This window comes from Coprothermobacter sp., from assembly GCA_013824685.1.
GTDB lineage: Bacteria > Caldisericota > Caldisericia > Cryosericales > Cryosericaceae > Cryosericum.
In genome coordinates this window covers 19,869-35,827 of record PNOG01000020.1, presented here as the reverse complement: position 1 = coordinate 35,827, position 15,959 = coordinate 19,869, and the positions used below count along the sequence as shown (strand labels likewise).

The following is a 15,959-nucleotide window of genomic DNA, read 5'->3' as shown; positions in this document are numbered from 1 at the left end:
TTCGCTTGCTCAGGCTCCCCCGTCGTCGCCCATATCCTGCACCCATCCATGGACCAGCCCTGATCGGGACCAGGTTCGCATGACCCGGTCGCACTCTGCATCAGTGAGTTTCCGCGAGATGCCCAGTGCACGGTCGAACGCTTTGTAGGCAGGAAAGTACTGGGTCATGACACTCACGTATGTCTGAAGTGAGAGCCGGCGGGAAACGAAGCCAAAGACCTCTCCAGCCATGCCGGTATGGCGCGGAAGAATGAGGTAACGCACGATGAGTCCTCGTGGAACATATCTGCCCTGCTCGTCTATGCTGATGTCTCCAACCTGGCGATGCATCTCGATGAGAGCACGTTCAGCGACCTGAACGTAATCGGGGACTCCCGAAAGTTGCATGGCGACGTCTTCGTCCGTGTATCGAAGGTCGCCCAGGTAGATGTCCACAATTCCATCCAGGAGAGCCAGCGTCGACAGCTCGTCGTAGCTGCTCGTGTTGTACACGATGGGAATGTGCAGCCCCTGCTGCCGCGCGGCAAATACTGCAGCCAGTAACTGCGGTACCTGGTGAGAGGGTGTGACGAAGTTGATATTGTGAGCTCCCTTTGTCTGGAGCTCGACGAGCGCCGCTGCGAGCTGCCCAACCGGCATCTGCGTTCCATGGTGCAGTTGGCTCAGTGGATAGTTCTGGCAATAGCAGCAATTCAAGTTGCAGCCGCTGAGGAAGACCGCTCCTGATCCTCGTGTCCCGCTGACGGGAGGTTCCTCGCCACGATGCAGATTCCAGACGAAGACGTTGGCCTTGAGAGCCGCGCCGCAGGTACCAGCGTCTCCAGCAAGCCGGTGGGCCCCGCACCGCCTGGGACAAAGATCACAGGCCGCCATGCGGCGATATGCCGTCCGGATCCGGGCCCGGAACTCCGCATCCGACAACCGGAGATATGCCCCGTTCAGCTCAGCGACCACCTCCGGACTTGTTGCCGTGTCCTGCCCCGGAGCCGCAACCGCGCCTGAATCTAGAGGAGTGTCTTGTCTGTGGTCCATGCGTCGACCTCGTCGGCAACGTGCCGGATGTGTTCCAGAGCCACGACAGCGAATGCTTTACGGTCCACGGCCTTCTGTTTGGGGCCGGGCTCGAGCGGGAGCAGCCCATAGTTGGCGTTCGTGGGCTGGAAGTCATCCCTTTCCTGCGTAACGTAGTCGACCAGAAGGCCCGTCATTGTCTGGACAGAAAAGACGGGCCGCGGGAAGCCGCGAAGGGTTGCGGCAGCGTTCAGTGCTGCAACGAGTCCCAGTGCGGTCGACTCCATGTATCCATCGACGCCGCATAGCTGTCCCGCTGCCCATACGCGTGGAAATGCTCTCAGTTCGAGGTCCTGAGACAGCACTGAAGGGCCACGCAGAAACGCGTTCCTGTGAATAAGGCCGTACCGCACGAATTCAGCGTTGCGGAGAGCCGGTATCATGCCAAGCACCTTCTGCTGCTCGGCGATGGCCAGAGAAGTCTGGAATCCCACAAGGCCGAGGACGGTTCCTTCGCGGTTCTCCTTGCGAAGCTGAACGACCGCGAAACAGTTTTCGGGTCTCTCCCGGAGGCCGATGGGGCGCATCGGACCGAATCTGAGAGCGTCGTCGCCCCTCCGCGCAATTTCCTCGACGGGCAGACATCCCTCAAAGTACTTCTGTTCATCAGGAGTCTCGGAGAGGTGCCGTCTGGCAGATTGGAGCGCGTGAACAAATGCGTAGTACTCCTCCCTCGTGAGGGGACAGTTCAGATAGTCGGCGGCATCTCCTCCTCGGGAACTCAAGAACGAAGAGTTGTGGTCGACGGAATGAGCCCAGATGGACGGAGCGATGGCATCGTAGAAGAACAGATTCTCGCGTCCAAGGCGCTCCCGGAGCTCGCTGAGAAAATCCGGACTGGTAAGAGGGCCCGTTGCGAGGATGGTTGGAACCGAGGAGTCGAGCCGTCTATATTCCTCCCTGCGAATGGAAATGAGTAGATTGCTCTGGATGCTCTGAGTCACCAGGGTGCTGAACTGGTTCTTGTCAACGGCGAAGGCCTTGCCTGCTGGAAGACGGCTCGCATCAGCGCACCGCACGATGGCGGAACCGAGAAGCCGAAGTTCGGCTTTGAGAAGGCCTCTCGCGTCGCGCAAGGCGTCAGAGCCAAGAGAATTGCTGCAGACAAGTTCTCCGAATCGGTCGGTTTCGTGGATGTCGGTCTGGTGCAATGGCCGCATTTCCCATAGCTCGACCGATAGACCGAGTCGAGCCAGGGACAGTGCAGCCTCACTGCCTGCCAAGCCACCGCCGACAACGCGGATGTCTATGTCCATGCTACCGCGGCTGGACGATAGCGAAACTGTCCGGTCCCCGTCGCACCAGGAGGCCTCGGAGTTCAAGAGTGGTCAGGACGCTGAGGACCTGGGGTGCAGCGCAGGCAAGGCGTTCACAGAGCAGATCAACGGAGGTACACCCTGTCTGTATGCAGCCGATGATCGACTGTTCCTGCAGCGACAGTGCCTCGGACGGGCTTTCCTCGGCGGTGGCAACGGCCTTGAACCCCGGGAATTCATCGAGAACGTCGTGTACAGACTGTACCAGTTTGGCACCAGACTTGATCAACGCGTTCGTTCCGACATGCTGAGGAGCGTAGATGGACCCTGGAATCGCAAAGACCTCACGATTCTGTTCGAGGGCGAAGTTGGCCGTAAGAAGAGACCCGCTCTCCTTCGCAGCTTCCACCACGAGGACACCCAGCGAAAGACCGGAAATGACGCGATTGCGCTGTGGAAATGTATAGACCGTCGGCTGCGTATGAAGATGGAACTCAGAAATGACGGCTCCCCCGCCGCTCCCTGCAATGGTCCGCGCAATTGGACCGTGAATGGAGGGATAGATCTCGTCGACGCTGGATCCGAGGACTGCAATCGTCTGACCGCCTGCGTCCAGACATCCGACGTGGGCTGCCTTGTCAATGCCATAAGCGAGGCCGCTGACGACCACGAGACCCGCGCTCGCCAGCTGTCCCGCGAGGTCGGAGGCGGCTCTGATACCTTCAGGCGTCGGTTTTCGGCTTCCCACGATGGCAATGCAGTCCCTGAGGAGAACGGTTGCATCACCCAGAATCTGGAGGAAGAGTGGGGGGCGGTAGCATTCGAGAAGGCGACCCGGATAGGTCTCCGGCCCGTCGAACATCGTCACGAGAGAAGCTCCGAGCGTGGTCAGCTCAGTAACCTCTTTATCGGCTTTTTCCAGAGCACTGTCGCGTTCAGACAGCGACAGATGCTTCCCACGAGTCGAAGTCGACGCAGAAAGCAGTTGGTCGAGCCTCTCTTGTGACGCGGTCTCCAATTCTCCCGGCGACTCGAGCAGGGCCGCGAGGTCCCACTTGTAGACGCCAAGAGGCAGGAGATCGAGAGCTAGAGCCGCTCGACCAAATGGTGAGATCATGAAAGGACTAGGCAGTCAGCTGCTTCTTCGCCTCAGCGACGAGGGTGACAAACGTTTCCTTGTCGTGGACGGCCATGTCAGCCAGGACCTTGCGGTCAAGCTTCACGCCGGCCTTCTTCAGGCTTCCCACAAACTGGGAGTAGGTGATGCCATTGGAACGGCACAGGGCATTGATACGCACAATCCACAGTGCTCTGTACTCGCGCTTCTTTTCCTTGCGGTTGAAGTACGCATGACGCTCAGCCTGCTGAACAGCTTCTCGTGCCGCCCTGTACCGGATAGAGCGTGCGCCGACATAGCCCTTGCTGAGCTTCAGTATCTTCTTGTGCCTTCTGCGGATCGAGCTTCCACCTTTAACTCTCGACATTATGAGCCTCCATTAACCCTTGAGATACGGCACAAGTCTCTTCATGTTGCGAGCATCTGCGCCCTGAAGAACATGCTTCTTCAGCATCAGTTTCTTCTTCCCCATGGACTTCTTGCCAAGCTTGTGGCCATGGTTGGCGCCATACGCCTGTATCTTGCCGGTACCGGTTATCCTGAACCTCTTGGCGGCTCCCCTGCATGTCCTGATCTTGGTCACTTTGTTCTTGATAGCCATGTCCTACTCCTTTCCGGATCCTTTCATCTTGGCGAGCGCTTCTTTGGATGGTTCCATCATCATTGACATATTGCGGCCCTGCATCTTTGGTTCCTGAGTGACCGTGCCGTACTCGGCAAGATCAGTGGCGACCCTCTTGAGCAGCGCACGCCCCTGATCCGGGAAAGCCATCTCACGACCGCGGAACATGATCGTCACGCGAACACGGTTTCCGTCGGACAGGAACTCCTTGAGGTGCTGATTCTTCACGGTCAGATCGCCAACGTCGATGCGCAGTCGGTATTTCATCTCTTTCATCTCGACTGTGACCTGTTTCTTCCTGGCTTCCTTCTGCCGCTTCATCTGCTCATACTGGTATTTTCCCAGGTCCATGATCTTGCAAACGGGTGGAGTGGCGTTCGGCGCCACGACGATCAGGTCGAGCCCCTTCGAGTACGCAAGCTCAAGAGCCGCTTCGGACGTCAACAAGCCCAGCTGGCCGTTGTTCTCGTCAATGACGCGGACTTCCTTCCAGCGCACTCTCTCGTTGTAAATCAGATCTGAATCCCTATTGATTCCACACCTCCAAAAAGAAAAATGGCGGCCGCTGTAAAACGGCCGCCATATAGTTGAAGTAACACACTGGCGAACTCAAGAACCTCTTTGCCTAAGGCGGGAGGTAGAAGCCTTACAGGCTTCGTTTTACAGTGGCTCGACTCTTCTGAGCCTCCATGAGTATAGCAACGTTCCCGTGCAAAGCAACTAGGGGAAGATGACCTTGCCCGTGATCTCCTCGAGCACACGCTCGATGAACTGGTCGACGGCCACCACACCAAGGTCGCCTTCGTGGCGCATGCGCACGGCCACCGAGTCCACTGCTGCTTCTTTGGCGCCTATGACGGCAATGTATGGGACCTTCTGCATCTCGGCATCGCGGATCTTCGCCTGCATCTTTTCCCGGCGGATATCCACCTTGGCACGGATACCACGCTCGACCAGCCTGGCGGTGATTGCCTTGGCATACTCCTCCTGCACGTCCGTGATGGGAACCACCTCGACCTGCACGGGGGCAAGCCAGAGAGGGAAGGCGCCAGCATACTGCTCAATGAGAGTCCCGAAGAACCGTTCCATGGAACCCAGCACAACACGGTGCAGCATGATCGGGCGGTGTTCCTTGCCGTCTTCGCCGATGTAGGTGACGTCGAAGCGTTCAGGAAGATTGAAGTCGACCTGGACCGTCGGCCCCTGCCACTCGCGACCGATGGCATCCACAAGCTTCACGTCGATCTTTGGCCCATAGAAGACACCTTCGCCTGGGTCGACCTTGTAGCCGAGATGCATTTCCTCAAGAGCCACCCGCAGAGCCTCAGTCGCCATCTGCCACCCTTCGTCCGTTCCAACAGAATGTTCCGGCCGGGTGCTCAGATAGATGTTGTACTTCGTGAACCCGAACGTCTCGATCATGTGACGGGTGAAATCGAGCACTCCCTTGACCTCATCATTGAGCTGGTCAGGACGGACGAAGAGGTGAGCATCGTCCTGGGTGAACCCACGCACCCGCAGAAGACCATGAAGGACGCCCGACTTCTCATAGCGATACACGGTGCCCAGTTCAGCCCACCGGAGCGGAAGATCACGATAGCTGCGAACTTGCGACTTGTAGATGAGAATATGGAAGGGGCAGTTCATCGGCTTGAGCATGTACTGGTCCTCATCGACCTGGATCGGCGAGTACATGTTCTGCTGGTAGAAACCCCAGTGGCCAGAGGTTTTCCAGAGCTCGAGATTTGCAATGTGGGGCGTGTAGACGAATTCATATCCACGCTTGATGTGCTCAGCACGCCAGAAATCCTCGATCTCCTTGCGAACAACGGCTCCCTTGGGATGCCAGAAAACCAGTCCAGCGCCGGCCTGTTCCTGAATGCTGAAGAGGTCCAGCTGCTGCCCCAGCTTGCGATGGTCGCGCTTGGCAGCTTCTTCCCGGGCCGTGACAAAGCCGACTAGCTCTTCCTTCGACGGGAAGGCCGTGCCATAGATGCGCTGAAGCATCTTGTTCTTCTCGTCCCCCCGCCAATATGCACCTGCGATCGACAGAAGCTTGAAGTGCTTGAGGTAGCTGGTGGAAGGGATATGCGGTCCACGGCAAAGGTCCGTGAAGGATCCCTGCGTGTAGAGCGAGACGGTCGTCGCGGGTATCTCCGACAGGATCTCCACCTTGTACTGGTCGCCGCGTTCCTTGAAGAACTCGATGGCTTCAGCTATGGGCTTGTCTTGACGGGTGAAATGCTCGCTACGCTCGGTGATCTCGTGCATCTTCTGTTCGATTGCAGCGAGATCATCAGGAGACAGCGTCTTCGACATGTCGATGTCATAGTAGAAACCGGTGTCGATCGACGGTCCGATGGCAAGCTTAGCGTCCGGGTAGAGCTCCTTGATCGCCTCGGCCATGATGTGTGACGTACTGTGGCGAAGGATTTCCAGCCCGTCGCTGCCGGCAGTGCTCACAAGCTCGATGTCGTCGGCCGTGGATGGAATCGTCGTCAGGTCCACGAGCAAGCCGCCAATCCTGGCAGCAACGATCGATCGTTTCTGCTGGGGAAAGAGCTTCTGAACAGCCATGAGAATGGACTCGCCATCATTGAAGGAGTATTGAGACGATGCGTCGTCAAGAACAATTCTGATATCCATGTCCGCTCCCTGGAAACGCAGATGGTGGGCGATAGAGGAATCGGACCTCTGACCTCTTCGGTGTCAACGAAGCGTTCTACCTCTGAACTAATCGCCCACAAAACCGGACTTGCTGTAGTATACACAGAACACGCTCGGCCGCAAGCCCACGACTCGGGGCTGCCCGCATATCACAACCCTGGAGGCCTTCACCCCTTGGGTCCTTGTTCGAGCGGGTCAGAGCAGCCATCTTGCTGCCGTGACATATGAGTATACTGTTGCTCGTATGCAAACGTCAAGTAAGGAGACATGGAAATGGCATTCACAGCGCAGAAGCACGTTCGACAGGTGGTGACTACACTCGAGAAGACCTATCCCGGCAGAGGAACCGCTCTGGAGTTCACGGACCCATGGCAGCTGCTTACGGCAACGATACTCAGCGCCCAGTGCACAGACGTCATGGTCAACAAGGTTACCCCACGCCTGTTTGCTGCCTATCCCAGCCCATGTGCCCTGGGTCACGCTGAAGTTAAGGCTGTTGAAGAGATCGTCAAGTCGACCGGCTTCTTCCACAACAAGGCGAAGGCGATCATTGCCGAATCTCTCGAGCTCTGTGAGAAATGGGGGGGCATGGTGACCCCTGAGATGGATGTTCTCACGGGACTCCCTGGCGTCGGACGCAAGACCGCCAACGTCGTCCTTGCACATGCATTCGGCAAGGAGGCTGTTGTTGTCGACACCCATGTGAAGCGTCTAGCCTATCGCATCGGACTCAGCGAGAGCCTTGTTCCGGAGAACGTGGAACAGGACATCATGGCTGTCGTTGCGGAGAGCCACTGGAACTCACTCTGTGACGCACTCATCGCCCACGGGCGATCTGCCTGCAATGCTCGCAGACCAGATTGCGACGCCTGCGCCATTACCGGGCTTTGTCCGAAGAACGGGGTGCCAGGGGCGAAGGCTCCACGCTGACGTTGGTCGTGCCAGGAGCAGCCACGTCCGACAGCATGCAAAAGGCCACGGTCCCGGCACCTTCTCCTGTCGGGGTCCGTGGCCTGATTGTGCCAGGGCTGTCTTGTTCAGGGCCGCTCCCAGTTGCCGAAGGGGTGTCTGAAAACGCCACGCTCAGTGACGATGCCCGAAAGCAGCTCGTTGGGTGTCACATCAAACGACGGGTTGAAGGCATGTGCTCCTTCTGCAGCAACACGGTGGCCCCCGAACGACAGGACCTCCTGCTCGTCGCGCTGTTCGACGGGGATTTCGGCGCCCGAAGCAATGGAGAAATCGAAGGAGCTCAATGGTGCCGCCGTGTAGAACGGCAGCCCGTGGTATTTGGACAGGACGGCCAGCTGGTAGGTCCCAATCTTGTTGGCGAAGTCACCGTTCGAGGCGATGCGATCGGCGCCCACGATGACCTTAGTGACCATCCCATGCGACATCATGAAGCCGGCCATTCCGTCAGTGATGAGATGGAACGGGATACCTGCGTTCACAAGTTCCAGGGCTGTCAATCGTGCTCCCTGAAGATACGGCCGCGTCTCGAGGGCAATGACCTGGATCTTCCTTCCTTGCCTGAACGCTTCGTTGATGGCACCAAACGCTGTTCCGTATCGATAGGTCGCAAGAGCACCGGTATTACAGATGGTCAGGATAGTGTCTCCGTCTTTGAACAGTTCGGCACCATGCTTCGACAAGGCGAGATTCTGGACTTCGTCATCCTGGGCAAGTCTGCCCGCGAATGCAGCAAGCTCGTCGGCCGCCGCCCGTGGGTCCTTGCCGAGACTCGGCGCTCCCTCGGAGAGAGACCGATCGACAGCCCAGGCCAGGTTCACGGCGGTGGGTCGGGCACTCTTGAGATAGGCACCGGCGTCGAGCACAAACTGCACCGGCTGCGGAGCTGTCAGCGCCTCCCGGGCAGCCAGAGCCATGCCATATGCGGCGGCGACCCCGATTGCCGGAGCCCCGCGAGTATTCATATTCTTGATGACAGCATAGATGTCCCTGTAGGACGTGCACTCGATCCACTCAGTTTCGAAAGGGAGTCTGAGCTGGTCGAGTACACGCAAACTAGAGCCTGTCCACAACAGGCTCCGGAGTTCTTCACTCATGCGCTGAACCGTCGAATCAGGCTGTGGCCTTCATTTTCTTGAGACACTTGCCACACACGCGAATCCTCTGAACCCTGCCGTTCATCTCTACCTGTACTGTGTGAAGATTTGGCAGGAAACGACGAGAAGCGCGCTGAACGGAATGGCTGACCGTGTTGCCTACCATGGGACCCTTGCCACAAATAGTACATACTCTGCTCATTTCGATGAACCTCCATGAAAAAGTAGATCAATTCTATGTCAAAGGCCAACGAATTCAAGTTTGGTGGTATAATCGAATACCACATTTTGCCTGGAGAGTGGATATGACAAATACGAAAGGTAACGTCGTTCTCAGCAGGAACGCAATGGAGGAAATCCTCCGGCTGGCTACCCTGAATGTGTACGGCGTGACAGGACTGGCTCCCGTCACATTCGCCGAACGCTTCACCCGCGCTCTTGCGCTTCCGTCGACACCGAAGGGCGTCGATGCTCAGATCAAGAAGGACGGCACAATCGTGGCGACCGTTCATGTTCGGCTCCAGTACGGTGTTCGCGTTTCCGAAGTCGCCCGTACCATTGCATCACAGGTTCGCTATGTTTTCTGCAGCATGACAGGGATTGCGCAGGAGAGAGTCGAGCTGAACGTCGTGGTCTGGTCCATTCGCGTCGAACACGAAAACGAATAGCAGCACTCCCGGAGGATATCTTGAAAGAAATCGGTTACAGTGAGCTTGAGGCGCTGTTCACGGCTGCTCTCGCCAGCCTCGAATCCCGCAAAGCCTTTATCAACAGCCTGAACGTTTTTCCCGTGCCCGACGGAGACACTGGCACGAACATGTCCCTCACCCTCCGGACTGCTCTTGAGGAAGTCCAGAAGAGCCAGCCAAAGTCCATGAAGGAGTTCATCTCGACGTTGTCCGCCGGGTCCCTCATCGGGGCGCGTGGAAACTCAGGCGTCATCCTGTCACAGATCATCCGCGGCATGGCAGCGGCAGCTGACAGCAAGCCGGTGCTGACGACGACAGATTTCACACAGATGCTCGCCAAAGCGACCGAGGTAGCATACAAGGCCGTGGTCACGCCTGTCGAAGGAACGATCCTGACCGTCGTCAGACGCATGGCCGAGAGTGCGGCGGGGCTGTACCAGGAAGACTACACGGATTACCTGGCCGAGGTCATCAGGACGGGAAGACAAGCGGTCAAGGAGACGACGGGGCAGCTCCCCGCACTCGCAGAAGCCCATGTGGTGGATGCTGGGGCCGAGGGACTTGTGACACTCCTGGAAGGTATGTTGATGAGCCTCCGGGGTGAGTCAGTCGCCTCCGGCAGACTGACGGTGGAGGATGAGCCGGAGGAACATGTCGGCCCGCAGGACCTGACGTACCGCTATGACACGGTGATCCTGGTGGCTTCCGACACGCTGCCGGAAACCGAAATCCGCGCAAAACTGACAGAACGTGGCGACAGCCTTGTCATGGCCTCGGCGGGTGGCCTTACCAAGATCCATGTCCACACCAATGAGCCATATGACACCATCCAGTACCTCATGAAGTTTGCCCCGATACGGGAGGGGCGCATCGAGGACATGCAATACCAGGCAAACGAGTATGCCAGCGGCCCGGCGTCCGGAGCAGGTTCACTATCGAAGCCACTCGCTTCGACGGAGGGCTGCGCTGACGAAGGCGTCCAGCGTGCATACGTCGTCGTCTCTCCGGGACCTGGATTTGACGAGATCTTCCGCAAACTTGGAGCGCAGATCATTGTCGGCGGCGGCGACACGATGAATCCGCCGACTGAGGCTTTCCTGGGTCCCATCAAGGCGTGCAAGGCCAAGTCGTTCATTGTCTTCCCAAACAACAAGAACATCATCATGGCCGCACAACAGGCCGCCGGCCTCATCGACAAGGACGTGCTAGTGTTGAACGCTCGCCACCCGGTTCAGGCTATTAGCGCGCTAGTCCAGCTAGCTTCGTGTGATCCCGATGACGACTGTATGGCAATCGCGAACCAGGCTATCGATGCGACAGACTTCTTTGCGGTCACGCGTGCGACCAAGAATGCCACGGTTTCCGGCATGCTTGTCCACGAGGGCGACTACATGCTGCTCGTGGACGACAAGCTTATGGGACTTGGACAGTCGGTCGAGGAAGCACTGGTGCACCTCAGCGAGTTCCCCATCGCCTGGGATGACAAGTCTCTGGTATCAGTGTACCGGGGCGTCGACTTTGCTGAAGCGTCATTCGAAGCGCTCGTTGCGACGTTGACCCAGCAATTCCCTGACCTTGAGATTCAGTCCTACTATGGAGGGCAGGCTTTCTACGATGTCGTGGGGTCGGTCGAGTAATGGACAGTGCTCAGCTGAGACAGCAGGTAACTATCGCCGTCGAGAGCCTGATACGGCGTATTGGACAGTCATACGAGTTTACGGTCGTCCTCGGATCTGGTCTGTCGAGCTTCGTGGAACGGATGGACGCGCGAACGATCGTTCCCTATGTCGAGATTCCGGGGTTCCCTGTGTCGACGGTCAAAGGACACGCCAGCGAGCTTGTCGCGGGGAGCATCGGCGGGCACAGAGTGTTGTGTTTTGCGGGTCGCTTTCACTACTACGAGGGCTACGATGCTGCCACGGTGACCATCCCCGTCCGAGTTGCCCAGGCTCTCGGTGTCCATACCGCCCTCTTCACGAATGCGGCGGGCGGCATTGCGGATCGTCTGCGACTGGGGGACCTCATGGTCATCGAAGACCATCTCAACCTGCTTACCGCAGACAGCCCGCTTCGAGGGCTCGCAGATGAAGTCTTTGGCTCCAAATTCGTGAACATGTACACTGCGTATAACCCCACGGTCACCCAGGCGCTCAAGTCGGTAGGCAAACGTCGTTCGCTGCCGATGGCGTCCGGCGTCTATGCTGCACTGTCCGGGCCACAGTTCGAGACCCGTGCAGAGATTCGCATGCTGCGCATTCTGGGAGCCGACGCGGTCGGTATGTCGACGATTCCCGAGGTGATTGTGGCAAACCAGGCAGGCATGCGCGTTGGCGCCGTCTCGGTTATTACCGACCTTGCGACCGATACGGTCACCGAGCTGAGTCATGACCAGGTACTCGCCACGGCGAGACGTGCCGATGAACACTTGGCAGAGTTGCTGACCGGTGTCATCGAGGAGACCGAGTGCTGAGCAGGAACTTCGCAGAACTTATCGAGAAGAAGAAGTCCGGCGGCGAGCTCTTGGAAGAAGAGATCTCGTGGTGGATCGATGGCCTTGTGAGTGGCTCCATCCCCGATTACCAGACATCTGCAATGCTCATGGCCATCTATTTCAGGGGGATGAATCCTCACGAGACTGCCTGGCTGACGCATTGCATCAGCACAAGCGGAGACGTCATCGACCTCTCTTCCCTGCGTGGAGTGAAATGCGACAAGCACTCATCGGGGGGCGTCGCCGACACAGTGTCCATACCCCTCATTGCCATTGCCGCAAGCTGTGGTGCCGTGATGCCCAAAATGTCGGGAAGGGGGCTCGGCCATTCTGGCGGGACAATCGACAAGCTTGAGTCGATTCCGGGTTTCGACGTCAACCTGACGCCTGAGGCGTTCGCGGAGGTCGTCAACCGTTTTGGTGGAGCCATCATGGCTCAGACCGGCGATGTAGCCGTGGCCGACAAAAAGCTGTACGCTCTCCGTGACGTGACGGCAACAGTGGACTCTGTGCCTCTTATCGCGTCCAGCATCATGGGCAAGAAGCTTGCCTCCGGGACGGACGTGATCGTCCTCGACGTGAAGTGGGGATCTGGTGCGTTCATGACAGGCAAGTCGGAGGCCATCGAACTGGCGAAGACCATGGTTGGCATCGGAGAGGACAATGGCAAGACGACCGTGGCCTATGTGACGGACATGAATGAGCCGCTGGGCAACGCAGTGGGCAATGCCCTCGAGATCGTCGAGGCTGTCCAGGTTCTCAAGGGGCACGGACCGGCCAAATTGGTCGATGTTATACTGACGCTCTGCGACGAGGTCCTCATGCAAAGTGGAATCGTTCAGAGACGTGAAGACGCCAGAACAATGGCGATGAACGCCATCGCCAGCGGGAACGCGTTGCAGCGCTTCGCGGATATCGTGAAGGCGCAGGGAGGGGATCCTGCATTCATCGACCGGCCCGAGGTTCTGCCGCAGGCCGCAGTCAGGCGGCCTGTCTATGCTCCACACAGTGGATTCGTCACGAGCATCGATGCGAAAGGCATTGGGCTGGCTGCCATGCGCCTTGGTGCAGGACGCCGAACGAAGGAAGACGTCATCGATCTGGCCGTCGGCCTGGTACTAGATGTCAAGACTGGCGATGCCGTCAGTGCCGGACACCAGATTGCGACCGCTTACGCACGCACGGAGGGCGACGCAACTACGTGCGAGCAGGAGATCCTGGGGGCAATTGTCGTCGGGCAAGCGTCCGTCCCTCGGTGGCAGACCGTCGTGGCAAAGATCAGCCGTGCGGACGGTGTGGTGACGTACGGGCATTCGTGAAAACGGTCATTCTTGGCCATGCAGGTGCGGACTTTGATTGTGTAGCCTCAATGGCTGGGCTGTCTCGGCTGTATGCCGGGGCCGTCCCAGTGTTGCCTGGGTCCCTCGAGCCGAACGTTGAGGAGTTCCTCCGGCTCTACGAGGGGCGTTTTCGCTTTGTGCGCATGCCCGCGCCCACCTTGCTGAAAGAAGACATCGAAACGGTCATTATTGCCGATACGATTGTCGCATCGCGTCTCGGCGAATACAAAGAGGTCCTCTCGATCCCCGGGATAAGGCTGGTTGCCTATGACCATCATGAACCAAACTCCGCGAGCCTGGCACATATTGACGAGGGACATATCCGGAAGTGTGGAGCGACCGCATCACTTGTGACAGCCGCGCTCCGCGAGCAGCTGGTTCCGGTGAATCCGGACGAGGCTACACTTCTTGCGCTTGGCATCTATGAGGACACGGGCTCCCTGCTGTTTCCCGAGACGACAGCATTCGACGTCGAACAGGCGGCCTATCTGCTCAAGGCCGGGGCAAGCCTATCCATGGTCGCCCGTTACGTCACGACCTACCTGGTCCCGGATCAGCAAACGGCTCTCGAGAACGCGCTGAGCAATGCACAGGTCAGGACAGTGGCTGGAGCACAGATAGCATTTTCCATCGTGCATGCAGAGCGGAACGTCGGCAACCTCTCGGTCATCGTCCACCGGCTGGCCCAGATCATCAAGGCAGAAGCGGTCTTTCTCGTCTACCAGACCCCCCAGGCGCTCTACGTTCTCGGGCGCAGCGACCGCTTGCTCAACGTCGCAGAGCTGCTTGCCCCTCTGGGTGGAGCAGGCCGGATCCATGCGGCAGCATCCATCCTGCGAGACGGAACATCTGCTGAGACTGCACAGGAGCACATTATATCCGCTATAGCCGCGAGGCGTACTCAGTGGCGTCAGGTCGTGCGCGATATCATGACCCCCCATCCTGCGACAGTCTCCCAGGACCGGGTCGCCGAAGAAGCCTTGCAGATCATGGTCAATCTTGGGTTCTCGGTCCTGCCGGTCGAACGTGATGGCCAAATTGTCGGCGTCGTGGCCAAGAAAGCTCTCGAGAAGACTTCCCTCATGCGGCTCCAGCAGAAGCCTGTACATTACTTCCTGAATACGCGCATTCCGGCTGTCCCCCTCACTGCGACCGTCGAAGAGCTCATAGAGGCGTTCGGTACGTACAACACAGGTCTCCTGCTGGTCATGGAACAGGACCGCCTTCTGGGCGTGGTGTCGAGATCGGACGTCTTGCGCTACCTCAACAGTACGGCACATCCACAGAGTGTCGTCGGTACGCCGGGCGTGCGGGTCATCGCGCGTTCCGATCTGGATCGCCTGGGCGGAAGCGACACGGCAGCGACACTGGCCAAAATCGGTCAGATTGGGGATACCGAGGGAAACCGCGCGTATCTGGTCGGCGGCTCCGTACGCGACGTCCTCCTCGGCAGGCCTCCCAACGATTGGGACATCGTCACGGAGAAAGACGTCTCGGGCGTTGCCGCGGCAGTCGCCACGTCCTTCGACACCAACGTGATCTCCTATGGACGCTTCATGACACACAAGGTTCGTATCCGAGAGCGGGAGTACGATTTTGCAGGAGCCCGCCTCGAGTACTACGACTTTCCAGGCTCATTGCCCACGGTCGCCCCTGCATCATTGATGAAGGACCTGCTGAGGAGAGACTTCACCGTGAATGCTCTTGCCATGTCCCTCTCAGAGAGCGATTTCGGCACCATCGTCGACGCCACCGGAGGGCTCAAGGACCTCGACGCCCGGATCATCCGGATGACATATGCCGACAGCTTCATCGAGGACCCCGCGCGGATACTGCGTGCCGTGGCAGCCCAAGTACGTCTGGGCTTTATCCTTGAGGACGGCACCCGTGAGAAGGCGAGCGAAGCCCTTGAGCTCGGGCTCCTGAACGTCCGCCGTAACAGACGTGCGCAAGGCGAGTTCAAGGAGCTGCTCTCGGGGGGCAGCAGCGTCGCATGCATCGCAGCGCTTTGCTTACTCGGATGCGGACTCATCGGTCTTCCACTGGTTCCGCCGCGGGCCACAAAACTCCGACTCCTATCCGCCCTCAAAGATGGCCGCCACACGGCCGTGAACGGCCTGGACGCTCCTCCGTGGGTTGCGCCGCTTCTCGTGTGGCTGGGCAACATTCCTTCTGGGGAATTGCAGGAGGTCCTCAAAGACTTCGGATTGAGCGACCGGCTTGCGGCGGCGTTTCGGTCATGGCAGCGAAAGGAACGGGCACTGCGCCGCCTTCTCAAGCAAGGATCATGCAAGGTGAGTGCTGTAGCCGCAAAGCTCGAGGGTATTCCCCTGCCTATCCTCTTGATCCTGGAGGCCCGTCTTGCCGGATCGGAGACGACCGGTCCCCACGACCTCCTCATGACAGTCCTGGCAAGGATGGACGGCCCACCACTGGTCTCAGGTGAGGACGTCATGAGCCTCGGCATTCACGAGGGACAACAGGTCGGACTGCTTCTCGACCAGGTGCGACGCCTCCAGCTGGACGGTATGATCAACTCCAGGGTGGAGGCTGTGGCGTATCTGTGCGCGTCAAAAGGTTGACGCACGGCCGTCCCCGCCTATAATAGGCACGGCGCAGGCCCTTTCCTGACGTGCGCAC

Annotated in this window: 15 protein-coding genes and 1 tRNA gene; 6 read left to right on the top strand and 10 right to left on the bottom strand. The window is 58.5% G+C overall.

Going from position 1 to position 15,959, the window contains the following annotated elements; genetic code table 11:
* Positions 1-9 precede the first annotated feature (9 nt).
* The 8 genes from C0398_06140 to C0398_06105 form a co-directional block, all read right to left on the bottom strand.
* Positions 10-1,032: a radical SAM protein gene (locus C0398_06140; GenBank protein MBA4365572.1), complete on the bottom strand. Its 1,023-nt coding sequence runs from the start codon at positions 1,030-1,032 to the stop codon at positions 10-12.
* The gene (locus C0398_06135) at positions 1,005-2,327 is read right to left on the bottom strand and encodes a methylenetetrahydrofolate--tRNA-(uracil(54)-C(5))-methyltransferase (FADH(2)-oxidizing) TrmFO (protein MBA4365571.1); all 1,323 of its coding nucleotides are present in this window, start codon (positions 2,325-2,327) and stop codon (positions 1,005-1,007) included. The genes C0398_06140 and C0398_06135 overlap by 28 nt, the downstream gene beginning before the upstream one ends.
* Position 2,328: 1 nt before the next feature.
* Positions 2,329-3,189 (bottom strand): DNA-protecting protein DprA, encoded by an 861-nt coding sequence (gene dprA, locus C0398_06130; protein ID MBA4365570.1) that lies wholly within the window; start codon positions 3,187-3,189, stop codon positions 2,329-2,331.
* 262 nt (positions 3,190-3,451) lie between these two features.
* Positions 3,452-3,811, bottom strand: coding sequence for a 50S ribosomal protein L20 (locus tag C0398_06125; GenBank protein MBA4365569.1), 360 nt, complete (start codon positions 3,809-3,811; stop codon positions 3,452-3,454).
* Between the two features lie 12 nt (positions 3,812-3,823).
* A complete protein-coding gene (locus C0398_06120) occupies positions 3,824-4,027 on the bottom strand; it encodes a 50S ribosomal protein L35 (protein MBA4365568.1) in 204 nt (67 codons plus the stop codon).
* Positions 4,028-4,048: 21 nt separating this feature from the next.
* Positions 4,049-4,600, bottom strand: a complete 552-nt coding sequence (locus tag C0398_06115) for a translation initiation factor IF-3 (GenBank protein ID MBA4365567.1) — start codon at positions 4,598-4,600, stop codon at positions 4,049-4,051.
* Positions 4,601-4,786: 186 nt separating this feature from the next.
* Positions 4,787-6,712, bottom strand: coding sequence for a threonine--tRNA ligase (locus C0398_06110; protein MBA4365566.1), 1,926 nt, complete (start codon positions 6,710-6,712; stop codon positions 4,787-4,789).
* A gap of 22 nt (positions 6,713-6,734) precedes the next feature.
* Positions 6,735-6,809, bottom strand: a tRNA-Val gene (locus tag C0398_06105).
* A gap of 191 nt (positions 6,810-7,000) precedes the next feature.
* Between C0398_06105 and nth the strand changes: the two genes are divergently transcribed.
* On the top strand, positions 7,001-7,663 hold the full coding sequence (gene nth / locus C0398_06100) for an endonuclease III (GenBank protein MBA4365565.1): 663 nt from the start codon (positions 7,001-7,003) through the stop codon (positions 7,661-7,663).
* A gap of 107 nt (positions 7,664-7,770) precedes the next feature.
* On the opposite strand, the gene mtnA is transcribed toward nth, so the two are convergent.
* On the bottom strand, positions 7,771-8,799 hold the full coding sequence (gene mtnA / locus C0398_06095; protein MBA4365564.1) for an S-methyl-5-thioribose-1-phosphate isomerase: 1,029 nt from the start codon (positions 8,797-8,799) through the stop codon (positions 7,771-7,773).
* 16 nt (positions 8,800-8,815) lie between these two features.
* Positions 8,816-9,001, bottom strand: coding sequence for a 50S ribosomal protein L28 (rpmB, locus tag C0398_06090; protein ID MBA4365563.1), 186 nt, complete (start codon positions 8,999-9,001; stop codon positions 8,816-8,818).
* On the opposite strand from rpmB, the gene C0398_06085 reads away from it, so the two are divergent.
* The 5 genes from C0398_06085 to C0398_06065 are packed head-to-tail and all read left to right on the top strand — an operon-like array spanning position 8,964 to position 15,901.
* Positions 8,964-9,467, top strand: coding sequence for a hypothetical protein (locus C0398_06085; GenBank protein ID MBA4365562.1), 504 nt, complete (start codon positions 8,964-8,966; stop codon positions 9,465-9,467). The two genes, rpmB and C0398_06085, sit on opposite strands and share 38 nt — an antisense overlap.
* A complete protein-coding gene (locus C0398_06080) occupies positions 9,362-11,125 on the top strand; it encodes a hypothetical protein (GenBank protein ID MBA4365561.1) in 1,764 nt (587 codons plus the stop codon). The genes C0398_06085 and C0398_06080 overlap by 106 nt, the downstream gene beginning before the upstream one ends.
* Entirely contained in the window at positions 11,125-11,958 is an 834-nt protein-coding gene (locus C0398_06075; protein MBA4365560.1) for a purine-nucleoside phosphorylase, read from the top strand. Before C0398_06080 ends, C0398_06075 begins: the two co-directional genes overlap by 1 nt.
* Positions 11,955-13,298, top strand: coding sequence for a thymidine phosphorylase (locus C0398_06070; GenBank protein MBA4365559.1), 1,344 nt, complete (start codon positions 11,955-11,957; stop codon positions 13,296-13,298). The genes C0398_06075 and C0398_06070 overlap by 4 nt, the downstream gene beginning before the upstream one ends.
* Positions 13,181-15,901, top strand: coding sequence for a hypothetical protein (locus C0398_06065; protein ID MBA4365558.1), 2,721 nt, complete (start codon positions 13,181-13,183; stop codon positions 15,899-15,901). Before C0398_06070 ends, C0398_06065 begins: the two co-directional genes overlap by 118 nt.
* The last annotated feature ends 58 nt before the right edge of the window (positions 15,902-15,959 follow it).